This window comes from Cellulomonas sp. zg-ZUI22, from assembly GCF_017353535.1.
In the GTDB taxonomy this organism is placed as follows: domain Bacteria; phylum Actinomycetota; class Actinomycetes; order Actinomycetales; family Cellulomonadaceae; genus Cellulomonas; species Cellulomonas wangleii.
In genome coordinates this window covers 267,040-286,295 of sequence record NZ_JAFMUZ010000001.1, presented here as the reverse complement: position 1 = coordinate 286,295, position 19,256 = coordinate 267,040, and the positions used below count along the sequence as shown (strand labels likewise).

The 19,256-nt window shown below is 71.8% G+C and carries 15 protein-coding genes, 2 tRNA genes and 1 pseudogene; 13 read left to right on the top strand and 5 right to left on the bottom strand.

Annotation, left to right across the window (positions count from 1 at the left end; translation table 11 throughout):
* The first annotated feature begins 22 nt into the window (after positions 1 to 22).
* From gnd to J1G43_RS01280, 9 genes are all read left to right on the top strand, one after another.
* On the top strand, positions 23 to 952 hold the full coding sequence (gene gnd / locus J1G43_RS01315) for a phosphogluconate dehydrogenase (NAD(+)-dependent, decarboxylating) (protein ID WP_207377793.1): 930 nt from the start codon (positions 23 to 25) through the stop codon (positions 950 to 952).
* A gap of 5 nt (positions 953 to 957) precedes the next feature.
* Complete coding sequence (gene recF, locus J1G43_RS01310; protein ID WP_207340058.1) at positions 958 to 2,154, top strand: DNA replication/repair protein RecF; 1,197 nt, start codon at positions 958 to 960, stop codon at positions 2,152 to 2,154.
* The gene (locus J1G43_RS01305; protein WP_307859437.1) at positions 2,144 to 2,779 is read left to right on the top strand and encodes a DciA family protein; all 636 of its coding nucleotides are present in this window, start codon (positions 2,144 to 2,146) and stop codon (positions 2,777 to 2,779) included. The genes recF and J1G43_RS01305 overlap by 11 nt, the downstream gene beginning before the upstream one ends.
* A gap of 206 nt (positions 2,780 to 2,985) precedes the next feature.
* The gene (gene gyrB / locus J1G43_RS01300; RefSeq protein ID WP_207340059.1) at positions 2,986 to 5,067 is read left to right on the top strand and encodes a DNA topoisomerase (ATP-hydrolyzing) subunit B; all 2,082 of its coding nucleotides are present in this window, start codon (positions 2,986 to 2,988) and stop codon (positions 5,065 to 5,067) included.
* Between the two features lie 64 nt (positions 5,068 to 5,131).
* Entirely contained in the window at positions 5,132 to 7,726 is a 2,595-nt protein-coding gene (gene gyrA / locus J1G43_RS01295; RefSeq protein WP_207340060.1) for a DNA gyrase subunit A, read from the top strand.
* Complete coding sequence (locus J1G43_RS01290; RefSeq protein WP_207377792.1) at positions 7,723 to 8,700, top strand: DUF3566 domain-containing protein; 978 nt, start codon at positions 7,723 to 7,725, stop codon at positions 8,698 to 8,700. Before gyrA ends, J1G43_RS01290 begins: the two co-directional genes overlap by 4 nt.
* A gap of 131 nt (positions 8,701 to 8,831) precedes the next feature.
* Positions 8,832 to 8,905, top strand: a tRNA-Ile gene (locus J1G43_RS01285).
* 60 nt (positions 8,906 to 8,965) lie between these two features.
* Positions 8,966 to 9,085, top strand: a complete 120-nt coding sequence (locus J1G43_RS18845; protein ID WP_213319957.1) for a DLW-39 family protein — start codon at positions 8,966 to 8,968, stop codon at positions 9,083 to 9,085.
* Positions 9,086 to 9,101: 16 nt separating this feature from the next.
* Positions 9,102 to 9,174: transfer RNA gene (locus J1G43_RS01280), tRNA-Ala, on the top strand.
* Positions 9,175 to 9,287: 113 nt separating this feature from the next.
* On the opposite strand, the gene J1G43_RS01275 is transcribed toward J1G43_RS01280, so the two are convergent.
* Entirely contained in the window at positions 9,288 to 9,755 is a 468-nt protein-coding gene (locus tag J1G43_RS01275) for an ATP-binding protein (RefSeq protein ID WP_207377791.1), read from the bottom strand.
* 206 nt (positions 9,756 to 9,961) lie between these two features.
* Between J1G43_RS01275 and J1G43_RS01270 the strand changes: the two genes are divergently transcribed.
* The 4 genes and pseudogenes from J1G43_RS01270 (at position 9,962) to J1G43_RS01255 (ending at position 13,877) form a co-directional block, all read left to right on the top strand.
* On the top strand, positions 9,962 to 10,951 hold the full coding sequence (locus J1G43_RS01270; RefSeq protein WP_207369693.1) for a site-specific integrase: 990 nt from the start codon (positions 9,962 to 9,964) through the stop codon (positions 10,949 to 10,951).
* Positions 10,952 to 11,029: 78 nt separating this feature from the next.
* Positions 11,030 to 11,911 (top strand): hypothetical protein, encoded by an 882-nt coding sequence (locus J1G43_RS01265; RefSeq protein WP_207369692.1) that lies wholly within the window; start codon positions 11,030 to 11,032, stop codon positions 11,909 to 11,911.
* Positions 11,912 to 12,034: 123 nt separating this feature from the next.
* Positions 12,035 to 13,099: pseudogene (locus J1G43_RS01260) on the top strand (RtcB family protein); the annotation flags it as partial.
* 571 nt (positions 13,100 to 13,670) lie between these two features.
* Positions 13,671 to 13,877, top strand: coding sequence for a cold-shock protein (locus tag J1G43_RS01255; protein ID WP_089802810.1), 207 nt, complete (start codon positions 13,671 to 13,673; stop codon positions 13,875 to 13,877).
* Between the two features lie 154 nt (positions 13,878 to 14,031).
* Here J1G43_RS01255 and J1G43_RS01250 read toward each other — a convergent pair whose 3' ends face one another.
* From J1G43_RS01250 to J1G43_RS01235, 4 genes are all read right to left on the bottom strand, one after another.
* Positions 14,032 to 14,598 (bottom strand): hypothetical protein, encoded by a 567-nt coding sequence (locus J1G43_RS01250; RefSeq protein WP_207340065.1) that lies wholly within the window; start codon positions 14,596 to 14,598, stop codon positions 14,032 to 14,034.
* A gap of 125 nt (positions 14,599 to 14,723) precedes the next feature.
* Positions 14,724 to 15,458, bottom strand: a complete 735-nt coding sequence (locus J1G43_RS01245) for a GNAT family protein (protein WP_307859436.1) — start codon at positions 15,456 to 15,458, stop codon at positions 14,724 to 14,726.
* Between the two features lie 254 nt (positions 15,459 to 15,712).
* On the bottom strand, positions 15,713 to 18,127 hold the full coding sequence (locus tag J1G43_RS01240; protein ID WP_207377790.1) for a glycoside hydrolase family 9 protein: 2,415 nt from the start codon (positions 18,125 to 18,127) through the stop codon (positions 15,713 to 15,715).
* A gap of 207 nt (positions 18,128 to 18,334) precedes the next feature.
* Entirely contained in the window at positions 18,335 to 19,213 is an 879-nt protein-coding gene (locus J1G43_RS01235; RefSeq protein WP_207340067.1) for a hypothetical protein, read from the bottom strand.
* Positions 19,214 to 19,256 lie beyond the last annotated feature (43 nt).

The window sequence follows — 19,256 nt, the reverse complement described above, 5'->3', positions numbered from 1 at the left end:
GGCCCGCGGAGAGGGGCGAGGCATGCACATCGGTCTGGTCGGGCTGGGCAAGATGGGCGCGAACATGCGCCAGCGCATCCGGGACGCGGGGCTCGAGGTCACAGGCTTCGACCGCAACCCCGAGGTGAGCGACGTGCCCACGCTGGAGGCCATGGTCGAGGCGCTGCCCGCCGGTGAGCGGGTCGTGTGGGTCATGGTGCCCTCGGGGCCGATCACCGACGCTGTGGTCCAGGACCTGGCGGGACTCCTGACCGCCGGTGACCTGGTGATCGACGGGGGCAACTCGTACTACCAGGACGACGAGCCCCATGCGGCGCTGCTGGCCGAGCGGGGTATCGGCTTCATCGACGCCGGGGTGTCGGGCGGCATCTGGGGCCTGGAGAACGGCTACGGCCTCATGGTCGGCGGCGCGTCGCGGGACGTCGAGCGGGCCATGCCGGTGTTCGACGCGCTGCGCCCCCCGGGGGAGCGCGCCGACGGGTTCGTGCACGCGGGCCCCGTGGGCGCCGGGCACTACGCGAAGATGGTCCACAACGGCATCGAGTACGGGCTGATGCAGGCGTACGCCGAGGGCTACGAGCTCCTCGCGGCGAAGGGCCTCGTCACGGACGTGCCCGCGACGATGCGGGCCTGGTCGACCGGCACGGTCGTGCGGTCCTGGCTGCTGGACCTGCTGGTGCAGGCGCTCGAGGAGGACCCGAAGTTCGGGGCGATCGACGACTGGGTCGAGGACTCGGGCGAGGGCCGGTGGACCGTCGACGAGGCGATCGACCTGGCCGTCCCGGCCCCGGTCATCTCGGCCGCGCTGTTCGCGCGCTTCTCCTCCCGGCAGGGCGAGTCGCCGGCCATGAAGGCCGTCGCGGCGCTGCGGCAGCAGTTCGGCGGCCACGCGGTGCGAGCCGCCGGCGCCGCGACCGTGACCCCGTCGGCACCGCCCACGTCGGAGGCCTGAGCCGCGTGTACGTCGCGCACCTGTCCCTCACCGACTTCCGGTCGTACCCTCAGGTCGAGCTCCCGCTCGACCCGGGCATCACCGCGCTCGTCGGCCCGAACGGGCAGGGCAAGACGAACCTCGTCGAGGCCATCGGGTACGTCGCGACGCTCGGCAGCCACCGGGTGCCGTCCGACGCCGCGCTCGTCCGGGCCGGGACGAACCGTGCGGTCGTGCGCGCCAAGGTCGTCCGGGAGGAGCGTGCGACGCTCGTCGAGGTCGAGATCACGCCCGGCAAGGCGAACCGGGCCCGGGTCAACGGCGGCTCCCCCGGCCGGGCCCGCGACGTGCTCGGCATCCTGCGGACCGTCCTGTTCGCCCCCGAGGACCTCGCCCTGGTCAAGGGTGACCCGGACGGGCGCCGCCGGTTCCTCGACGACCTGCTGGTGCAGCTCACCCCGCGCATCGCCGGTGTCCTGAGCGACTACGAGCGCGTCCTGCGGCAGCGGTCGGCCCTGCTGAAGTCCGCGGCGGCGGCGACGCGGGCACGGTCGGGGGCGGACCTGCGCACGCTCGACGTCTGGGACGCCAAGCTCGCGCAGACCGGTGCCCAGGTGGTCGTCGCGCGCCAGGCACTGGTGGCAGCCCTGCGACCGCGCGCCGCGGAGTCGTACCACCAGGTCAGCGCCGGTCAGGGCGAGCTGGGGCTGACGTACCGCTCCTCCCTCGACGCGGCGCTGGGGCAGGCGGACGACGAGCCCGCCGTCGCACCGGGCGCCGGCGTCGAGGTGGTCGAGGCACGGCTGCTCGAGGCGATGGGTCGGCTGCGGAGCAAGGAGATCGAGCGGGGCGTGTGCCTCGTCGGTCCCCACCGCGACGACCTGCACCTCACCCTCGGCGACCTGCCGGCCAAGGGGTACGCGAGCCACGGCGAGTCGTGGTCGGTCGCCCTCGCGCTGCGGCTCGCGTCGTACGCGCTGCTGACGCACGGTGTCGACGACGCGGGCGCGTGGGCGGCCGACTGGGGGCCGGACGGTGAGCCGGTGCTGATCCTCGACGACGTGTTCGCCGAGCTCGACACGCGCCGGCGGGAGCGTCTGGCCGAGCTGGTGGCGCCCGCGCGGCAGGTGCTGGTGACGGCGGCGGTGCCGCAGGACGTCCCCGAGCCGCTGGCCGGGGCGCGGGTGGACGTCATGGCCGGTGAGGTGGCGCGTGCCCGCTGACCGCCGGCCCGGCGCCGGGCGCGCACCCGGTGCAGCCGCGGCACCCGGGGCATCCGCGCGGCCCGGCGGGACGTCGGACGACGACACCCTCCTGCCTGCGCCGATGGGCGTCCCCGACGGCGTCCCGGTCTCCGAGCTGGTGAATCTGACGCCCCCGGAGCAGGTGGTGCGCGCGGCGCTCGCCCGGGCGAAGCAGGCCGCTCGGGCCCGCGGCCTGCGGCCGGGGGTGGTCCGCAGCAGGCCGGTGAGCAGCGGCTCCGCCCCCGGGGCGCGCGACCCGCAGCCCTTGTCGGTCTCGGCGGGCCTGCTCGCGCGGGACCTGGGCTGGGAGCCCGGCCTGGTGGTGGGCGACCTGGTGCACCGGTGGGCGCAGATCGTCGGCCCGCAGATCGCCGACCACTGCGAGTACGTGTCCTTCACGTCCGGGCTGCTGACGGTGCGCGCCTCGTCGACGGCGTGGGCGGCGAACCTGCGGCTGCTGGCACCGGCCATGCTCGCGCGGTTCGACGAGGCCCTCGGCGAGGGCGTCGTGGTGCAGGTGGACGTCCTGGGACCGGTGGGGCACGGCTTCGGGCGCGGTCCGCGCCGGGTCGCGGGCCGAGGTCCGCGGGACACGTACGGCTGACGTCCTCCCCCCGGGTGGCGCCGCCGCGCGCCCGACCTGCCCAGGATCGGGCGTCCACCGGGTAGACTGGACAGGTCATCCAAGGCGCCTGCGCGCCCCCGTGAGCCGAGAACTCCGCCACCGTGGAGTGATCCGGACTCCTGGGCGGTTCGCAGCCGTTCACGACGCGCCTGACGCCCACCAGCTCTCGAGGAGAACCGCCGCCCGTGGCCGACCAGAGCACCCCTCCCGACCCGCAGGACGACGCCGTCGAGGAGCAGGGAACGGCCGCTGCGGCGCCCCGGCGCGCGGACGACGGCTCGTACGACGCCAGCGCGATCACCGTCCTCGAGGGCCTCGAGGCGGTCCGCAAGCGTCCGGGCATGTACATCGGGTCCACGGGCGCCCGCGGCCTGCACCACCTGGTGTACGAGGTCGTCGACAACTCGGTGGACGAGGCCCTGGCCGGGTACTGCGACACCATCGAGGTCACGCTGCTGGCCGACGGCGGGGTGCGCGTCACCGACAACGGGCGCGGGATCCCCGTGGCGATCCACCCCACCGAGGGCAGGCCGACCGTCGAGGTCGTCATGACGATCCTGCACGCCGGTGGCAAGTTCGGCGGAGCCGGCTACGCCGTCTCCGGCGGTCTGCACGGCGTGGGCATCTCGGTGGTCAACGCGCTGTCCTCGCGCGTGGAGACCGTCGTCAAGCGCGACGGGTTCGTCTGGAGCCAGAGCTTCGCGGACGGTGGCAAGCCCGTCGGCGAGCTCCGCAAGGGGGAGGCGACGGACGACAGGGGCACGTCGCAGACCTTCTGGGCGGACCCCACGATCTTCGAGACGGTCGACTACGACTTCGAGACCCTGCGCGCGCGCTTCCAGCAGTACGCGTTCCTCAACAAGGGCCTGAAGATCTCCCTCACGGACGAGCGGCCGCAGCACACGGGCACCGACGACGAGATCACGGGCGAGCCGGGCGACGACCAGCAGCCGGAGACGACGGTGCGCACCGTCACGTACAAGTACGACGGCGGCCTGGTCGACTACGTCACGCACCTGAACTCGGCCAAGAAGGTCGACCACGTGCACCCCGAGGTCATCGACTTCGAGGCCGAGGACAAGAGCCGCAAGATCGCGGTCGAGATCGCGATGCAGTGGACGACCGCCTACTCCGAGTCGGTCCACACGTTCGCCAACACGATCTCGACGACCGAGGGCGGCACGCACGAGGAGGGGTTCCGTGCGGCGATGACGTCGCTGATGAACCGCTACGCGCGTGAGAAGGGCATCCTGAAGGAGAAGGACGAGAACCTCACGGGTGACGACATCCGCGAGGGTCTGACGGCCGTCATCTCCGTCAAGCTCGGCGAGCCGCAGTTCGAGGGCCAGACCAAGACCAAGCTCGGCAACACCGACGCCAAGCGCTTCGTCCAGCAGGTCGTCAACGACCAGCTCGGCGCGTGGCTCGACGCGCACCCGGTCGAGGCGAAGGACGTCATCCGCAAGTCCATCCAGGCGGCGGCAGCCCGTATGGCGGCCCGCAAGGCCCGCGAGGCGACCCGCCGCAAGGGTCTGCTCGAGTCCAACTCGATGCCGGGCAAGCTGCGCGACTGCCAGTCGAACAACCCCGCCGAGTGCGAGGTGTTCATCGTCGAGGGTGACTCCGCCGGTGGCTCGGCCGTCCGCGGCCGCAACCCCCGGACGCAGGCGATCATGCCGATCCGCGGCAAGATCCTCAACGTCGAGCGCGCGCGGCTGGACAAGGCCCTGGGCAACCAGGAGGTCCAGGCCCTCATCACCGCGTTCGGCACGGGCATCGGCGAGGACTTCGACGTCAGCAAGCTGCGCTACCACAAGATCGTGCTGATGGCGGACGCCGACGTCGACGGCCAGCACATCCGCACGCTGCTGCTCACGCTGCTGTTCCGCTACATGCCGGACCTCATCACCGGCGGCTTCGTCTACATGGCCCAGCCGCCGCTGTACCGCATCAAGTGGAGCAACGCCCCGCACGACTACGTCTACTCGGACCGGGAGCGCGACGCGGTGATCGCCGACGGCCGCGCGCACAACCGCCGGCTGCCGAAGGAGAACGGCGTCCAGCGCTACAAGGGTCTGGGCGAGATGGACTACACGGAGCTGTGGGAGACGACCATGTCCCCCGAGCACCGGACGCTGCTGCAGGTGACGATGGACGAGGCCGCCGCCGCCGACGAGATCTTCTCGGTGCTGATGGGCGAGGACGTCGAGGCCCGACGCGCGTTCATCCAGCGCAACGCCAAGGACGTGCGTTTCCTCGACATCTGACGCGGGCGCCGGCGACCCCGGCGCGCGCGACCGAGCTGGTACCGACGACTGGAGTGACCCGCACGTGACCGAGACCCCGGGCGAGATCGAGCACGGCCGCATCGACCAGGTGGACCTGCAGCTCGAGATGCAGCGTTCCTACCTGGACTACGCGATGGCCGTCATCGTCGGCCGCGCGCTGCCGGACGTCCGCGACGGCCTCAAGCCGGTGCACCGACGCGTGATCTACGCGATGTACGACGGCGGCTACCGGCCGGACCGGCAGTTCTCCAAGTGCAGCCGCGTCGTCGGCGACGTCATGGGCAAGTACCACCCGCACGGCGACACGGCGATCTACGACGCCCTCGTGCGCCTGGTGCAGGACTGGTCGCTGCGCTACCCGCTGGTGTCCGGCCAAGGCAACTTCGGCTCCCCCGGTGACGACCCGGCGGCCGCGCCCCGGTACACCGAGTGCAAGATGGCGCCGCTGGCCATGGAGATGGTCCGCGACATCGACGAGGACGCCGTCGACTTCCAGGACAACTACGACGGCCACACGCAGGAGCCGGCTGTCCTGCCGTCGCGCTTCCCGAACCTGCTGGTCAACGGCTCGGCCGGCATCGCCGTCGGTATGGCGACGAACATCCCGCCGCACAACCTGCGCGAGGTCGCCGCGGGTGTGCAGTGGCACCTGGACCACCCGGAGGCCTCGAAGGAGGAGCTCCTCGACGCGCTCATGGCGCGGATCAAGGGCCCCGACTTCCCGACCGCCGCGACGATCCTGGGTCGCCGGGGCATCGAGGACGCGTACCGCACGGGTCGTGGCTCGATCACGATGCGCGCGGTCGTGCAGGTCGAGGAGATCCAGGGCCGCCAGTGCCTGGTCGTCACCGAGCTCCCCTACCAGGTGAACCCGGACACCCTGGCGAAGAAGATCGCCGACCTCGTCAAGGAGAACCGCGTCCAGGGCATCGCGGACATCCGCGACGAGACGTCGGGCCGCGCCGGCCAGCGCCTCGTCATCGTGCTCAAGCGCGACGCCGTCGCCAAGGTCGTGCTGAACAACCTGTACAAGCACACGCAGCTGCAGGACACGTTCGGCGCGAACATGCTCGCGCTGGTCGACGGGGTCCCGCGCACGCTCAGCCTCGACGCGTTCGTCCGGCACTGGACGACGCACCAGATCGACGTCATCCAGCGCCGCACGCGGTACCGGCTGGCGCAGGCCGAGTCGCGCATCCACATCTACCGCGGCTACCTCAAGGCGCTCGACGCCCTCGACGAGGTCATCGCGCTCATCCGGCGCTCCCCCGACGCGGAGGAGGCCCGCACGGGCCTCATGGAGCTGCTCGAGATCGACGAGGAGCAGGCCCAGGCCATCCTCAACCTGCAGCTGCGCCGCCTGGCCGCCCTGCAGCGCCAGGAGATCCTCGAGGAGTACGCCAAGCTCGAGGCGATCATCACCGAGCTCAACGAGATCCTGGGCTCGCCGGAGCGGCAGCGGCAGATCGTCAGCGAGGAGCTCGACACGATCGTCGAGAAGTTCGGCGACGAGCGACGCACGCACATCCTGCCGTTCGACGGTGACGTGTCGATCGAGGACCTGATCGCCGAGGAGGACGTGGTCGTCACGATCACGCGCGGCGGCTACGCCAAGCGCACCCGCGTGGACGCGTACCGCGCGCAGCGTCGCGGCGGCAAGGGCGTGCGCGGCGCGCAGCTGCGCGAGGACGACATCGTCGACCACTTCTTCGTCACCACGACGCACCGCTGGCTGCTGTTCTTCACGAACCTCGGCCGGGTGTACCGCGCCAAGGCGTACGAGCTGCCCGAGGCCGGGCGTGACGCCAAGGGTCAGCACGTCGCCAACCTGCTGGCCTTCCAGCCGGGCGAGAAGATCGCCCAGGTGCTGGACCTCAAGGACTACGAGCAGGCCGAGCACCTCGTCCTGGCCACCAAGCGCGGCCTGGTGAAGAAGACGCGACTGACGGAGTACGACTCCAACCGCAGCGGCGGCGTCATCGCGATCAACCTGCGCGAGGACGAGGAGGGTCGCACCGACGAGCTCGTGGCCGCTCGCCTGGTCGACTCCAGCCAGGACGTCATCCTCGTCTCGCGGCTCGGGCAGTCGGTGCGCTTCACCGCGTCCGACGAGGCCCTGCGTCCCATGGGCCGCGCCACCAGCGGCGTCACGGGCATGAAGTTCCGGGACGACGACGACCTGCTCGCGATGGACGTCGTGCGTGAGGACGCCTACCTGTTCACGGTCACCGAGGGCGGCATCGCCAAGCGCACGGCCCTGACGGTCGAGAACTACCGCCAGCAGGGCCGCGGTGGTCTGGGCATCAAGGTGGCCAACCTGCCCGAGGCGAACGGGGAGCTCGTCGGCGCCCTCGTGACGGACGAGGACGACGAGGTGCTGGTCATCATGGAGCGCGGCAAGATCGTGCGGTCCTCCACCTCGGAGGTCAATGCGACCGGTCGCACGACCCAGGGCGTCATCTTCGCCAAGCCGGACGCCAACGACCGGATCATCGCCGTCGCCCGGAACAGCGAACGACACCTCGACGACGATGGCGGTACCGTGGGCGAGAACGTGCTCAACCACGACGCACCCGACGTACCGGACCCGGACGGATCGGTGCCTGACGGCGGCGACCGACCCGCGGAGGACGCATGAGTGACACGCCCCCCTCGATCCCCCCGCGCAAGCGCCCGACCCCCCCGATGAACGACGGGGGCAGCGCGTCCGGCGAGGGCGGGGCCGTGCAGTCGGCCGAGCACGAGGCCGGCGGCAGCTCGTGGGCGTCGTTCGGCGGCCCGACCGCCTCCGCTCCCCCGACCTACACCGTCGACGTGCGCGGCTCCGGGTCGTCGTCGGGCCGGACGACGTCCCCCGCGGGCCCGCGTACCGCCGAGCGTCCGCCGGCCGAGTCGTCCGCCGAGCGGCCGACGGCCGATCGAGCAGCGGCCGACCGGACGGAGCCGCGCCCTGCGCCCGCGACCACCGCGCCCGCGGACGGGAGCGATCCCGACGACGCCGCGTCGCCGTTGGTGACGGCCGTCGACGCGACGACCGTGTGGCTGAAGAAGGCGGCCGGAGCCACCGGTTCGGGTCTCTCGAGGGCGTACTCTCAGCTGACCCGCCCCCGCACCGAGGACGACCACATGACCACGACGCCGACGACCACCGGTGCCGCGACCACCGAGCGCCCCGCGCCGCGGTCGACGGCTCCCGTCACGGGGGCGACCGCCCGTCCGGCCACCGGCCGGATCCCGAGCGTGGGCGGCGGCCCGCGCCGCGTCCGCCTCGCGGTGTCCCGCGTGGACCCCTGGTCGGTCATGAAGCTGTCGTTCCTGCTGTCCGTGGCGGTCGGCATCATGATCGTCGTGGCGGCCGTCGTCGTGTGGTTCACGCTGGACGGGCTGCAGGTCTTCGCACGCGTGGACGATCTCGTCCGGCAGGTCGTCGGGCAGGACAGCCCGCTGGACGTCATGGCCTACGTGTCGTTCGAGAAGACCGTCTCCGCGGCCACGCTGGTCGCCGTGATCGACGTCTTCCTGCTGACGGCGCTGGCGACGATCGGCGCGTTCCTCTACAACATCGTGGCGGCGCTGGTCGGTGGCGTGCACGTGACGATGACCGACGAGTGACCCGGCCGGGACGCCCCGGCAGCCCGACGCAGCCCGCCGGTTTGGGCGCGGCGGCCCGCCTGGGGTAGTCTCGACCGTCGCGCCCACCGGTGCGGATCCCTCACGGGATTCGACCGGCGGTCGTGTCTCACGGGCCTATAGCTCAGACGGTTAGAGCGCTTCCCTGATAAGGAAGAGGTCACAGGTTCAAGTCCTGTTAGGCCCACGCTGCAGGTTCGGTCGTCGTCCCACGGACTGCCGGCACCCACCCGAGACGGGGGAACCGATGAAGAAGCTCCTGCTCCTGGCCGCTGTCGCGGCCGTCGGCTACGTCGCCTGGCAGAAGTACGCGCAGGACCGCGACGAGCGCGACCTGTGGGCCGAGGTCACCGACACCTTCGAGTGAGCGGCGGCCCGCACCCGGGGCCATGGCGCAATTGGTAGCGCACCTGCTTTGCAAGCAGGGGGTTAGGGGTTCGAGTCCCCTTGGCTCCACACCCGCGAACGGCGCAGGACCTCGTGTCCTGCGCCGTTCGGCGTTCCCGGGGCCGTCGTCGTCGTCCGAGGACGGCAGGGCCGCAGGACAGGAGCGTCGGACGCCGGGACCGTCACTCGACGGGGAACGTCGCCCAGATGTTCTTGGTCATGTCCGTCTCGTACCAGCCGACCTCGAGCGAGAGCCGGCGGGCCAGGTGCAGGCCCAGTCCCCCGGCGCCGGTGATGCGGGCACCGGCGTAGACCGGCGCGGACTCCGGGTCGTGGTCGGCGACGTCGAGCATCCACTGGTCGTCGGTGCGCGACAGGGCGACGGTCGTCGGCGGCAGGCCGTGGGTCAGCGCGTTCGCGGCGAGCTCGGTGGCGATGAGCACGAGCTTGTCGGGCGTCGCCTCCAGATCCTGCCGGGCCGCGCCGGTGCCGGCGCCGATCTCGTCCGCCAGGTGGTGCCGCAGCGTGCGCAGCTGCGCGGTGGACGCCAGCTCCCAGCGCCGGACGGGTGCGAACCCCTCGGGGGGACGGCTGACGGGCAGGCCCGCGTCCACGTCGATGAGCTCGAGCTGTTCCTGGCTGCCGGTCATGCCGCCTCCCCCGCGTCGTCAGGCGATGAGCCTCACAGGCCGCGGGCGATCGCGCACGTCGAGAGGCCGCGTGGCGACGAGGCCGGCGCCCCGAAATCGAGAGGCGCCGGGTCGCACGGACGGGCATCCTTCCGCTGGCCCCGTGCACGACCCGTCCGGGCGCCCCACCCGGCGGACGCCGGACGACGCCCCGGAAGGGGGATGTCATGACCAGCACCTTCCCGGTCACGCTGCGCGGCGCCGCCGCCCCCACCCTCATGTGGGCGCACGAGCACGACGTGGAGCCGGCGGCGCTGCAGCAGCTGCGCACGATCGCCGCACTCCCCTGGGTTCACGGGGTGCGCGTCATGCCCGACGTCCACCTGGGCATTATCTGGACAGATGCCGGTAGGGACGGCAGTCCTCGACTGCGGATTCCCGCAGGCAAGACGCGAAAAGAGCGCAGCATCCCGCTGCACCCCGACGCGGCCGACGCGATTCGAGAGCTCCAGGCGATCCGTGCAGGCGACCACGACCGGGGCATCATCGATCGCGTCACCGAGCGACGCACGCGATACCTGTTCACGCGCAAGGGCCGGCACATCTCCAGGTCGCACCTCTTCGACAAGCCGCTACAGCTGGTGTGTGAGTACGCCGGCCTGCTGACCGTCGAGGGCGGGAAGCTGGTCACGGCCCATCGGTTCCGCCACACCCTCGGGACGGAGCTGGTCGAGGCCGGAGCCCGATTCCAGACTGTGATGGCAGTACTCGGCCACGACTCAGCGGACATGACCTTGACGTACGCGCAGGTCAGCGACCCGACGGTGAAGGCGGACTACGAGAAGGCCGTAGAGGCGGGCTCGATCGCGGGCCCCGCCGCGGCAGCGATCCGCGACAAGACGCTGAGCCAGCGCGAGGTCTCGTGGCTCCAGTCGAACTTCTTCAAGACTGAGCTCGAGCTCGGCGCATGCATCCGCCTGCCGGAGGAGGGCCCCTGTGAGTGCGAGATCTTCTTCACGTGCGGCAAGTTCTTCACGACTGAGGAGCACGCTCCACGTCTCCGCTCACGTTGGCACAAGGAGGAGCGCCTGATCGATGACGCGCGCGAGCGGGGTTGGGCGCGCGAGGTGGAACGGCACGAGGCGGTGCAGAGGCGGATTGAAGCGCTCCTCAGCGACCTCGGCCAGACGCTCGACGGACCCCAGGATGAGTGCTGAGCCCCCGAGAAACATCGGCACCCGCCCCGGGCGAGGGCGATCGCCAGACGCAGCCTGCGATCCGGCTACCGTGGAGCGGTGCACGAGACCCAGCCAGACTTCCCGATCTGGGGCGACATCGTCTGGCTGACTCCCGAACAGGGCGGTCGTGAGTCCGGCCCTCCGCCTACACCCTGGGACAGGTACTACCACGCCACCGCGTTCGTCCCGCCACAGACGAGTTACAGCGGCCTGGCGTCGATCAGTCTGCACGTCTCGGTACGGGACGCGTGGACCTCGCACGCGAAGGCGAGGTGGCTGGTTCCCCCTGGTCCCGTCGTTGACGAAGGCTCGGTGATCATGGTCACCGAGGGCCCGAGAACGGTCGCCGTCTTCGCTGTCACCCACGTCGAGCGCGGACAAGGTCATGCCGATCTCCCCAGGCCACCGCTCTCGGGCCAGGCCATCGCCGAGATCGAGGCCCGAGCAGGAGCCGCAACTCGCGGACCGTGGCGGTCGTTCGTGGAAGGTCGGGACCATCTTGCCGGGGACAGTTTCGTGATGACCGGCACGGAGAAGGATCGCGGACCGGACATCTACCTGACATGGGATCCCCTGGTGTCGGAGGAACAGCGCCTCGCCGACCAGGACTTCATCGCCCACGCGCGGCAGGACGTCACCGCCCTCGCCATGGACCTCCGAGAACTGCGCGTGTGGCACGAGCTCGAGGAAGTCGACGAGGAAATCGAAGAGCCCGCCGTGGCGGGCGACCTCCCCGACGGATACCAGCAGCCATCTGTTGCCTACGTCGTTCAGACCGACCCGTCGCAGCCCGAGTCATACCAGCTTGGCGGGTTCACCAGCGAACGAGAAGCTCTCAAAGCCCTGTACGAGGCGCGACGCGACCGCCCATCGGAGAGCTGGGTCATCAACATGATCACGGTGTGGGATCGGTTCACGGACTACAGATCAGAGTCCTGACCGCTTCTTCGAGCTCGTCTCGGCAGACACATCCGATGGCATCGAGACAGGGCGTTCGGTTGGAGATGCAGTAGGTCGCGAAGACGCGTTCCTCAGCCCTTGCGGCTTGTCCAGATAACTACTAAGGGCGCGACCGTCGGCTCCGTCATCGCGATGCGCGACGCGGTGTCCCCCAACGCCGTCGGTGTCGACATCGGCTGCGGCATGATCGGCGTGCGGACGTCCCTGACCGCCGAGGACCTCCCGGACGACCTGCACGCGTTGCGCAGCGCCGTGGAGTCTCGCATCCCCGTCGGGTTCCGCTCGCACGACGAGGGGGTCGACCTGCGCAGGCTGCGGCCGATCGGCGCGCACGCGCGGACGGCCGAGGCGCTGCGGGGCGCGGACGCCTTCTGGGCCCGGTTCGGTGCTCTCACCCCGCGGGTGCGGGACCTGGAGGGGCGGGCGCGGCGCCAGCTCGGCACGCTGGGCGGCGGCAACCACTTCCTCGAGGTCTGCCTCGACGACGACGGGACGGTGTGGCTGCAGCTGCACTCCGGGTCGCGCAACATCGGCAAGTCCCTCGCCGAGGTGCACGTGGCGGTCGCCAAGTCGCTGCCGCACAACGCGGGCCTGGTGGACCGGGACCTGGCCGTCCTGCTGGCGGGGACGCCGGAGATGGACGCCTACCTCGAGGACCTGTCGTGGGCGCAGGAGTACGCGGCCCGGTCCCGGGCCGTGATGATGACGCTCTTCGTGGACGCGGTGCGTGCCGCCTTCGGCGACCGTGAGGTGGCGTTCGAGGAGGTGGCGAACGTGCACCACAACTACGTCACGACCGAGCGCATCGACGGTGCCGAGCTCGTGGTGACCCGCAAGGGCGCCATCCGGGCCGGTGCGGGCGACCTCGGGCTCATCCCCGGGTCGATGGGCACGGGGTCGTACATCGTGCGCGGACTGGGCAACCCCGCGTCGTACTGGTCGGCGTCGCACGGCGCCGGCCGGCGGATGTCCCGTGCCGCGGCCCGGCGGACGTTCACCGTGGAGGACCTCGCGGCGCAGACCGCCGGCGTCGAGTGCCGCAAGGACGCCGGGGTCGTCGACGAGATCCCCGGCGCCTACAAGGACCTGGACGAGGTGATCGCGGCGCAGGCCGACCTCGTGGAGGTGGTCGCACGACTCCGCACCATCGTGTGCGTGAAGGGCTGACCTGCGACGACGCCTCCTCGGCGGCCCCGGAGACCCCGGGGTCGCCGAGGCGGTGCTGGACATCCGCCCGATCTCGTGTAGAGTCGTCGAAGCGTTCTGCCGCGCGAACACATCCGCGGCGCACTTCGGTACCTCAGCATCGAAGCGAGGACCGCACGCATCCGGCAGCAGAGGCTGTCGGCGAGGATCTCCGGCCACCGGGCGCGGAGCGGAAGCAGAGAACATCACACACACCACCTTCGAGCACCGGCCGACCGTTGCTGCGGTCACCGTGAGCTCAGGATCGGACGCCGTCTGGCGCTCCGTCGACGCCGACCTGTGGGTCGGGACCGTCGACGGCGAGTACGCCGGGCTCATCGTCCGTACCCCCGACGGGTTCCACACCCACGACCGCTGGACGCGGCTCGTGGGTGTCGCCCCGACGTTCGACCGTGCGACGTGCCTCCTGGCACCGGCCCGCACGAGCTCACCCCGAGCGCGTCGTACGTCGACCCTTCACCGTCTGCGCCCCTCGGGGCGCGGCAACCGGCGCCGCACCAGCGCGCCGGCAGACCGAACGAGAGAAGACATCATGGCCACCGGCACCGTCAAGTGGTTCAACGCGGAGAAGGGCTTCGGCTTCATCGCTCCGTCCGACGGCTCCGCCGACGTTTTCGCGCACTTCAGCGCGATCGTCTCGACGGGCGGCTTCCGCACGCTCGAGGAGAACCAGCAGGTCGAGTTCGAGGTCACCCAGGGCCCCAAGGGCCTGCAGGCGTCGGACATCCGACCGCTCTGACCCGAGCTCCCCACGAAGGCCGCACCGCGACTCGCTGTGCGGCCTTCGTCGTCCCCGGGCGCCCGTCGCGCCTCCCCCGGCCGCTCATCCGCCGTCCCGGGCGCCACGAGGGCGCCCGAGGGCCTTCCCGGCGCCCTGGGCGGGGGTACGGCCGTCAGAAGCCGGTGCGTCGGGCGCGTGCCACGAGGTCCGTCAGCACCTCGGGGCTGTAGACCGGGACCGGGCCGTCGGTCACCGGGCCCTCCTCCAGGGTCGACCACTGCCAGTGCGGCATGACCTGGGTCGCGGCGGCGTCGGCGTCGTCCAGGCGCAGGTCGAGCAGCACGGCGTAGCGGTACCCGAAGCGCTGCTGCACCGACCGGGCGGCCGCGAGGTTCGCCGTCCCCGCCGTGGCCGCCGCGGCGTCGGCCGTCAGCTCGACCAGCAGCAGGTTGTGCTCCGGCCCCAGCCGGCCACGCCGGTGGACGATGAGGTGCGGCGGACGGAGCGTGACACCGTCGAACCGGACCGAGTCCTCCAGCACCATGCCGGACCGGTCGTAGTCGGCGTCGAGGTCCCACCTGCCCTCGATGGTGCCGCGCAGGGCCCAGCCGAGGTGGAACGAGATGGTCCGCTCGGAGGGCCGGCTGGTGCCGGCCGAGGGCGCGAGCAGCGTCCACTCGTCCACCAGCGTGGTCGTGAGCGCGATGCGCACGCGGGACTGCAGGTCGGCGAGGAGCATGGCCGGACGCTACTCCCGTGATGTCGGCCGCGACAGGGACCTGTGTCACGGCAAGGTAAACACACCGCCTGCTCCGCGTCTGCGCCGTGTCGGTCCCCGGTCAACAGGGTCGGCCTCCGGCGGGCTCAGCCGGAGAGCCCGAGCTGCGACCGCACCGGGCCCAGGCCCTCGATGCGGATCTCGGGTCGCAGGTGGTCCGGCCGGGCGTCCCAGTCGGCGCGGTCCAGCACGTACAGCTGGCTGTCGACCGGGCCACCCTCACGGGCCTGGTGCAGGATCCCGTTGGGCCGGTACCCGATCTTGCGGCTGACGCCCGACGAGCCCGGGTTGTCGACGAACGCGGAGCTCGTCGCGTACCGCGCGTCCAGACCCTCGAACAGCAGGTGCAGGACCATCAGGCGCATGCGGGTGCCGACACCGCCGTGCTGGTGCCGCAGACCGAGCCACGACCCCGTCTCGGCGCTACGGGCCACCAGGTAGTCCTTCGCGTACAGGCCCTGGGTGCCCAGCGGCTCGCCGTCCCGCACGACCGCCAGCTCGATCGCCCAGTCGGAGGGCGCGGTGCGCTCGCGCAGCCCCCACTGGTACGTCATGACGCTGCGGGCCACCTGCACCGGTGTCCCGCGCGTCCACGGGACCAGGAACGGCATGTAGTCCGGCTGGTGCACGCCCTGGGCGGCCAGCCGGGCCAGGTCGAGCAGCATGCGGTCGTCCGGCGCCCGCAGCTCCAGGTCGCCGCAGACGACCCGCAGGCCGGTCAGGGGCCAGATGTCGACGTCGGACAGGACGGCGGCGTCCGTGCTCGAGGGGGTCGTCGCGGGCGGCGTCTGCGGGGATGCGGGCGGGGCCGTGTCGGTCACCCCCGCAGGCTCCCGGTCCGCGCGCCCGCGGTCAACTCCCGGACCTGCACCCGTCCCGTCGAGCGGCCGCTGCCACCCGGTCGCCCTCCGACGGGCGACGAGGGCGTCGCGCACGCGCGACGCCCTCGTGCGGCGTCCGGCTGCCCCCGCGGCGGACGCCCGGCCCGGGCGGGCGGATACGGGCCGCCCGCCCGGGGGTTGGATCGGTCCCGGTCCGGCGACGTCGGGGGTCGAGCCGGACCGGGACCCGTCTGTCACCCGGCCGCGCAGGTGGCGCCGTTCACCGTGAACGACGTCGGGGCCGGGTTCTGGCCGGTGTGCGACCCGTTGAAGCCCAGGTCGACCGACGCGCCGGGGGCGAGCGTGGCGTTCCACGCCGCACCCGTGGCGGTCACGGTGGAGCCCGTCTGCGACCACGTCGCGCTCCATCCCTGCTGCACCTGCTGCCCCGCGGGCAGCGAGAAGGACAGCGACCAGGTCAGCGGCGCCGAGCCCGTGTTCTTCACCCGCACGGACGCGGTGAAGCCCGAGCTCCAGGTGTTGGCGCTGTACGTCACGGCGCACGTGGCCGGGCCCGGCGGCGGGGTGACGCCCGGGGTGGGCGTGACCGTGGGCGTCGGGGTGACCGTGGGGGACGGCGTGACCGTGGGTGTCGGGGTCACGGTGGGTGTCGGGGTCACCGTGGGTGTCGGGGTGACGGACGGCGTCGGGGTCGGGCCCGTCCCGTCGGGCACCGTGCCCCACAGCAGCGTGCCACCCTCGTGCAGCGTGATGCCCGTGGTCCGGACCGGGTCCCCGGTGGCGGGCAGGCCGGCGAACGACGGGTCGTTCGTGGCGTCCCACCCGGTCGTGCCGGCGACGCGGAACTGGATCTCGCGACGGTGCTGCGACTGGCCACCGGGGTGGATGTTCTGCCCCGCGCAGCTCAGCTCCGCGTAGTACAGGCTGCCCCCGGCGGCGACGACCTTCGACGGCGTCGTGCCGCACTCGCTGTAGTTGGTCGAGACGGTCACGGCGGAGGCGGGCACGCCTGCGTCGAGCGTGAACCAGTACCGGATCGAGGCGTTGGTGAGCGATCGCGCCGGGAACGCCGAGCGGTTGCGGATGATCGCCTTGACCTCGGTGAACGTCCCCCCGGCGGGCTGGTTGAGCTTGGCCTCGACGAAGAACTCGGCCTGGTCCGGCTTCTCCGGCTGCGGGAACGACGCGAGCGGCGTGCCGCCGTACTCGGCCGTGAGGTACGCCAGCGCGCCGGTGAAGCCGGCGTTGTAGTCGGTCGCGACCTCGTTGGCGACGTAGTCGCCGCGGTCGTCGGTGTACGCGTCGTTGGCCGAGCCGGGGCCGCCCACCAGGGCGCCGTACAGCACGTGCCGCGTCTCGACCGGGTCCTTCAACGAGTCCAGCCACGACCCGTGCGCGGTGCGGTGGTGCGGGTTCTTCGGCGGGTTCGTGCCGAAGCCGACGACGTACGAGGACTTGCGGGGGTTGTCGCCCAGCGCGTAGTTGATCTGCCGCACGCCGAAGTCGTGGTACCGCGCCTTGCGGGTGGTGTCGGTGAGCCAGTCGCTGTAGACCAGCGCGACGAACGACGTGTTCGCGGCGTACCGCAGGGCGCCCCAGGAGTCGAGCACGGCCATGCCGCCGGGGGAGTAGGTGACCTTCGCGCCGTTGACGCCGACGGTCCAGTAGTCGAGCCAGCGGTTCGCGTCGTCGACGTACTTCTGCTTGCCGGTCTCCATGGCCAGCAGCGCGTACGCGGCGTACGACTTGTCGTCCCACGCGACGGTCCACTTGTACGACTTGGTGGTCGTCTGGTTCTCGTTGCTGAGCTTGTCGTACTCGGCCTCGGCCTTGGCCAGGTACGTCGCGTCACCCGTCGCCTTGTAGAGCCAGTACGCGCCCCACACCAGCTCGTCCTGGTAGCCGGACCACGACTTGTAGAACGACTGGGCGTCGGTGACGCAGTCGGAGTACTTGCCGCGGTAGGTGTCCGCGAACGAGTAGAGCTGCTTGGCGTGGCTCAGCAGGGTCGCGGAGTAGGAGGCGTCCGACCCCTTGAACACCAGCGCCGCGGACGCCATGGCCGCGGCGGTCTCGGCGGCGGCGTCGGAGCCCGGGCAGGACGCGCTGATCTTGTACGCGGGGCGGGCCATGGTCATGACCTCGGCCGGGCCCCACCACTTGTGGTCGTCGTCGCCCTTGCCGACCTGCACGTAGAGCTCGTCGGGGGCGGTGTGCGCCTTGATGAAGTAGTCGTTGACGGCGCGCAGGTTGTCGCGCAGCTCGTCCATCTGGCCGGCCTGGGTGTACCCCTGCGGGCTCTCCACCGCGCCCCACGCGAGCATCGTCGCGGTGAAGGCCATGGGCAGCCCGAACTTCACGTGGTCCCCGGCGTCGTACCAGCCACCCGTCAGGTCCTTGCCGACGTCCTTGCCGTCGTCGAGCGCCGAGTCGCCGCGCCACGACACCGGGTAGTCGGCCGGCAGGTCGCCGGAACGCTGCGCCTGGTAGAAGAACATCGACTTCTGCAGCGCCTCGGCGTAGTTGTACGCGGGCGCGGCCTGTGCGGCCTGGACCGGCAGGGTCACGGCTCCGGCGGCCATCGCGACGGCGGCGGCGCCGGCCCACAGCGCGCGGCGGCGCGGGCGGGGGGTGGGGGTGCGGGGCATGGCACTTCCCTTCGGACGGGACCGGGGCGCCGGTGGAGCGCTCCCACGACCGCCGGACGCGGCACGACGACGACGTCGCAGGACGGGGGTCTGGGGCGATCGTCGTGAGGTGAGCCGGGGGCGGTCAACGCCCGAAGCGTTTAGGCCCGGACGCACGCCGGCCCCGGGCCGTCGAGGACGGGCCGGGGCCGGACGGGCGTGATCAGGTCAGGACGCGGGCGTCGTGCCCTCGTCGGGCGTGGTGCCGTCCGGCGTCTTCGGGGTGGAGCGGCGCGTGGCCTTGCGGGCCGTCTCCTGCGCCGCGTCGCGGGCCTCCTTGGCCTTGTCGCCCAGCTCCTCGGTCGCGTGGCCCACGGCCTCGGCGGCCTTGCCGACCGCGTCGCGGCTCTTGGCCACGGCCGTGCCGGCGGCCTCGCCCACCGCGTCGGCGGCGTCGCCCACCGCGTCCGTCAGGTCACCGGCCGCCGTCTGCGCGCGGGCGCGCAGCGACTCGCTGCCCAGGGAGTCCGCCGGCTCCCACGGCTCGGCCCACGGGTCCGTGGTCGAGCGCGAGCGGAGCCACGCGAACAGCGCGGCACCCGCGCCGGTCAGACCCGCCACGACCCAGAACACCTTGGCGCCGGAGCGCTTGTGCTCGGCCTTGGCCGCCTCCTTGGCGGCCTTCCGCGCGGCCTTGGCGATCTTCTTGGAGTGCTTGCCCGCGGACGTGGCCGCGACGTCCGCAGCCTGCCCCACCTGGGCGCCCGCCTTCACCGCGGCCTCGTTCATCGCTGCGACGAGCTTGGGGATCAGCTCGTCGACCAGCTTGTCGTGGGCGGTGTCGATCGCCGGGGTCGCCTTCTGCGCGACCTTCTCCACCTGCGGGGCGGCCGTCTTCACGCTCTCGCGGTACAGGTGCTCCACCTGCGGCACGAGCCACGCGACGAAGGCCTCGACCTTGGGGGTCGTCCAGTCCTTCGCCTGGCCTGCCGCGTCACTCGCCCGGGCGGCGCCGTGCTTGGCGCCGTCGGCCAGGGTCGCGCCGAGGCCCGCTGCTTGGCCCTTCAGGCGTTCGGTGTCGACGTCGATCTTCGGACGGTGGGTCATCTGCCACTCCCGCGCTGTCTCGGCTGTCTCGGCTAGGTGGTGC

Excerpts from the sequence above, each read along its gene's own strand:
- gnd (WP_207377793.1), top strand. The coding sequence starts at position 23 with ATGCACATCGGTCTGGTCGGGCTGGGCAAGATGGGCGCGAACATGCGC.
- J1G43_RS01290 (WP_207377792.1), top strand. The coding sequence starts at position 7,723 with ATGAGTGACACGCCCCCCTCGATCCCCCCGCGCAAGCGCCCGACCCCC.
- J1G43_RS18845 (WP_213319957.1), top strand. The coding sequence starts at position 8,966 with ATGAAGAAGCTCCTGCTCCTGGCCGCTGTCGCGGCCGTCGGCTACGTC.
- J1G43_RS01275 (WP_207377791.1), bottom strand. The coding sequence starts at position 9,755 with ATGACCGGCAGCCAGGAACAGCTCGAGCTCATCGACGTGGACGCGGGC.
- J1G43_RS01270 (WP_207369693.1), top strand. The coding sequence starts at position 9,962 with ATGACCAGCACCTTCCCGGTCACGCTGCGCGGCGCCGCCGCCCCCACC.
- J1G43_RS01255 (WP_089802810.1), top strand. The coding sequence starts at position 13,671 with ATGGCCACCGGCACCGTCAAGTGGTTCAACGCGGAGAAGGGCTTCGGC.
- J1G43_RS01250 (WP_207340065.1), bottom strand. The coding sequence starts at position 14,598 with ATGCTCCTCGCCGACCTGCAGTCCCGCGTGCGCATCGCGCTCACGACC.
- J1G43_RS01240 (WP_207377790.1), bottom strand. The coding sequence starts at position 18,127 with ATGCCCCGCACCCCCACCCCCCGCCCGCGCCGCCGCGCGCTGTGGGCC.
- J1G43_RS01235 (WP_207340067.1), bottom strand. The coding sequence starts at position 19,213 with ATGACCCACCGTCCGAAGATCGACGTCGACACCGAACGCCTGAAGGGC.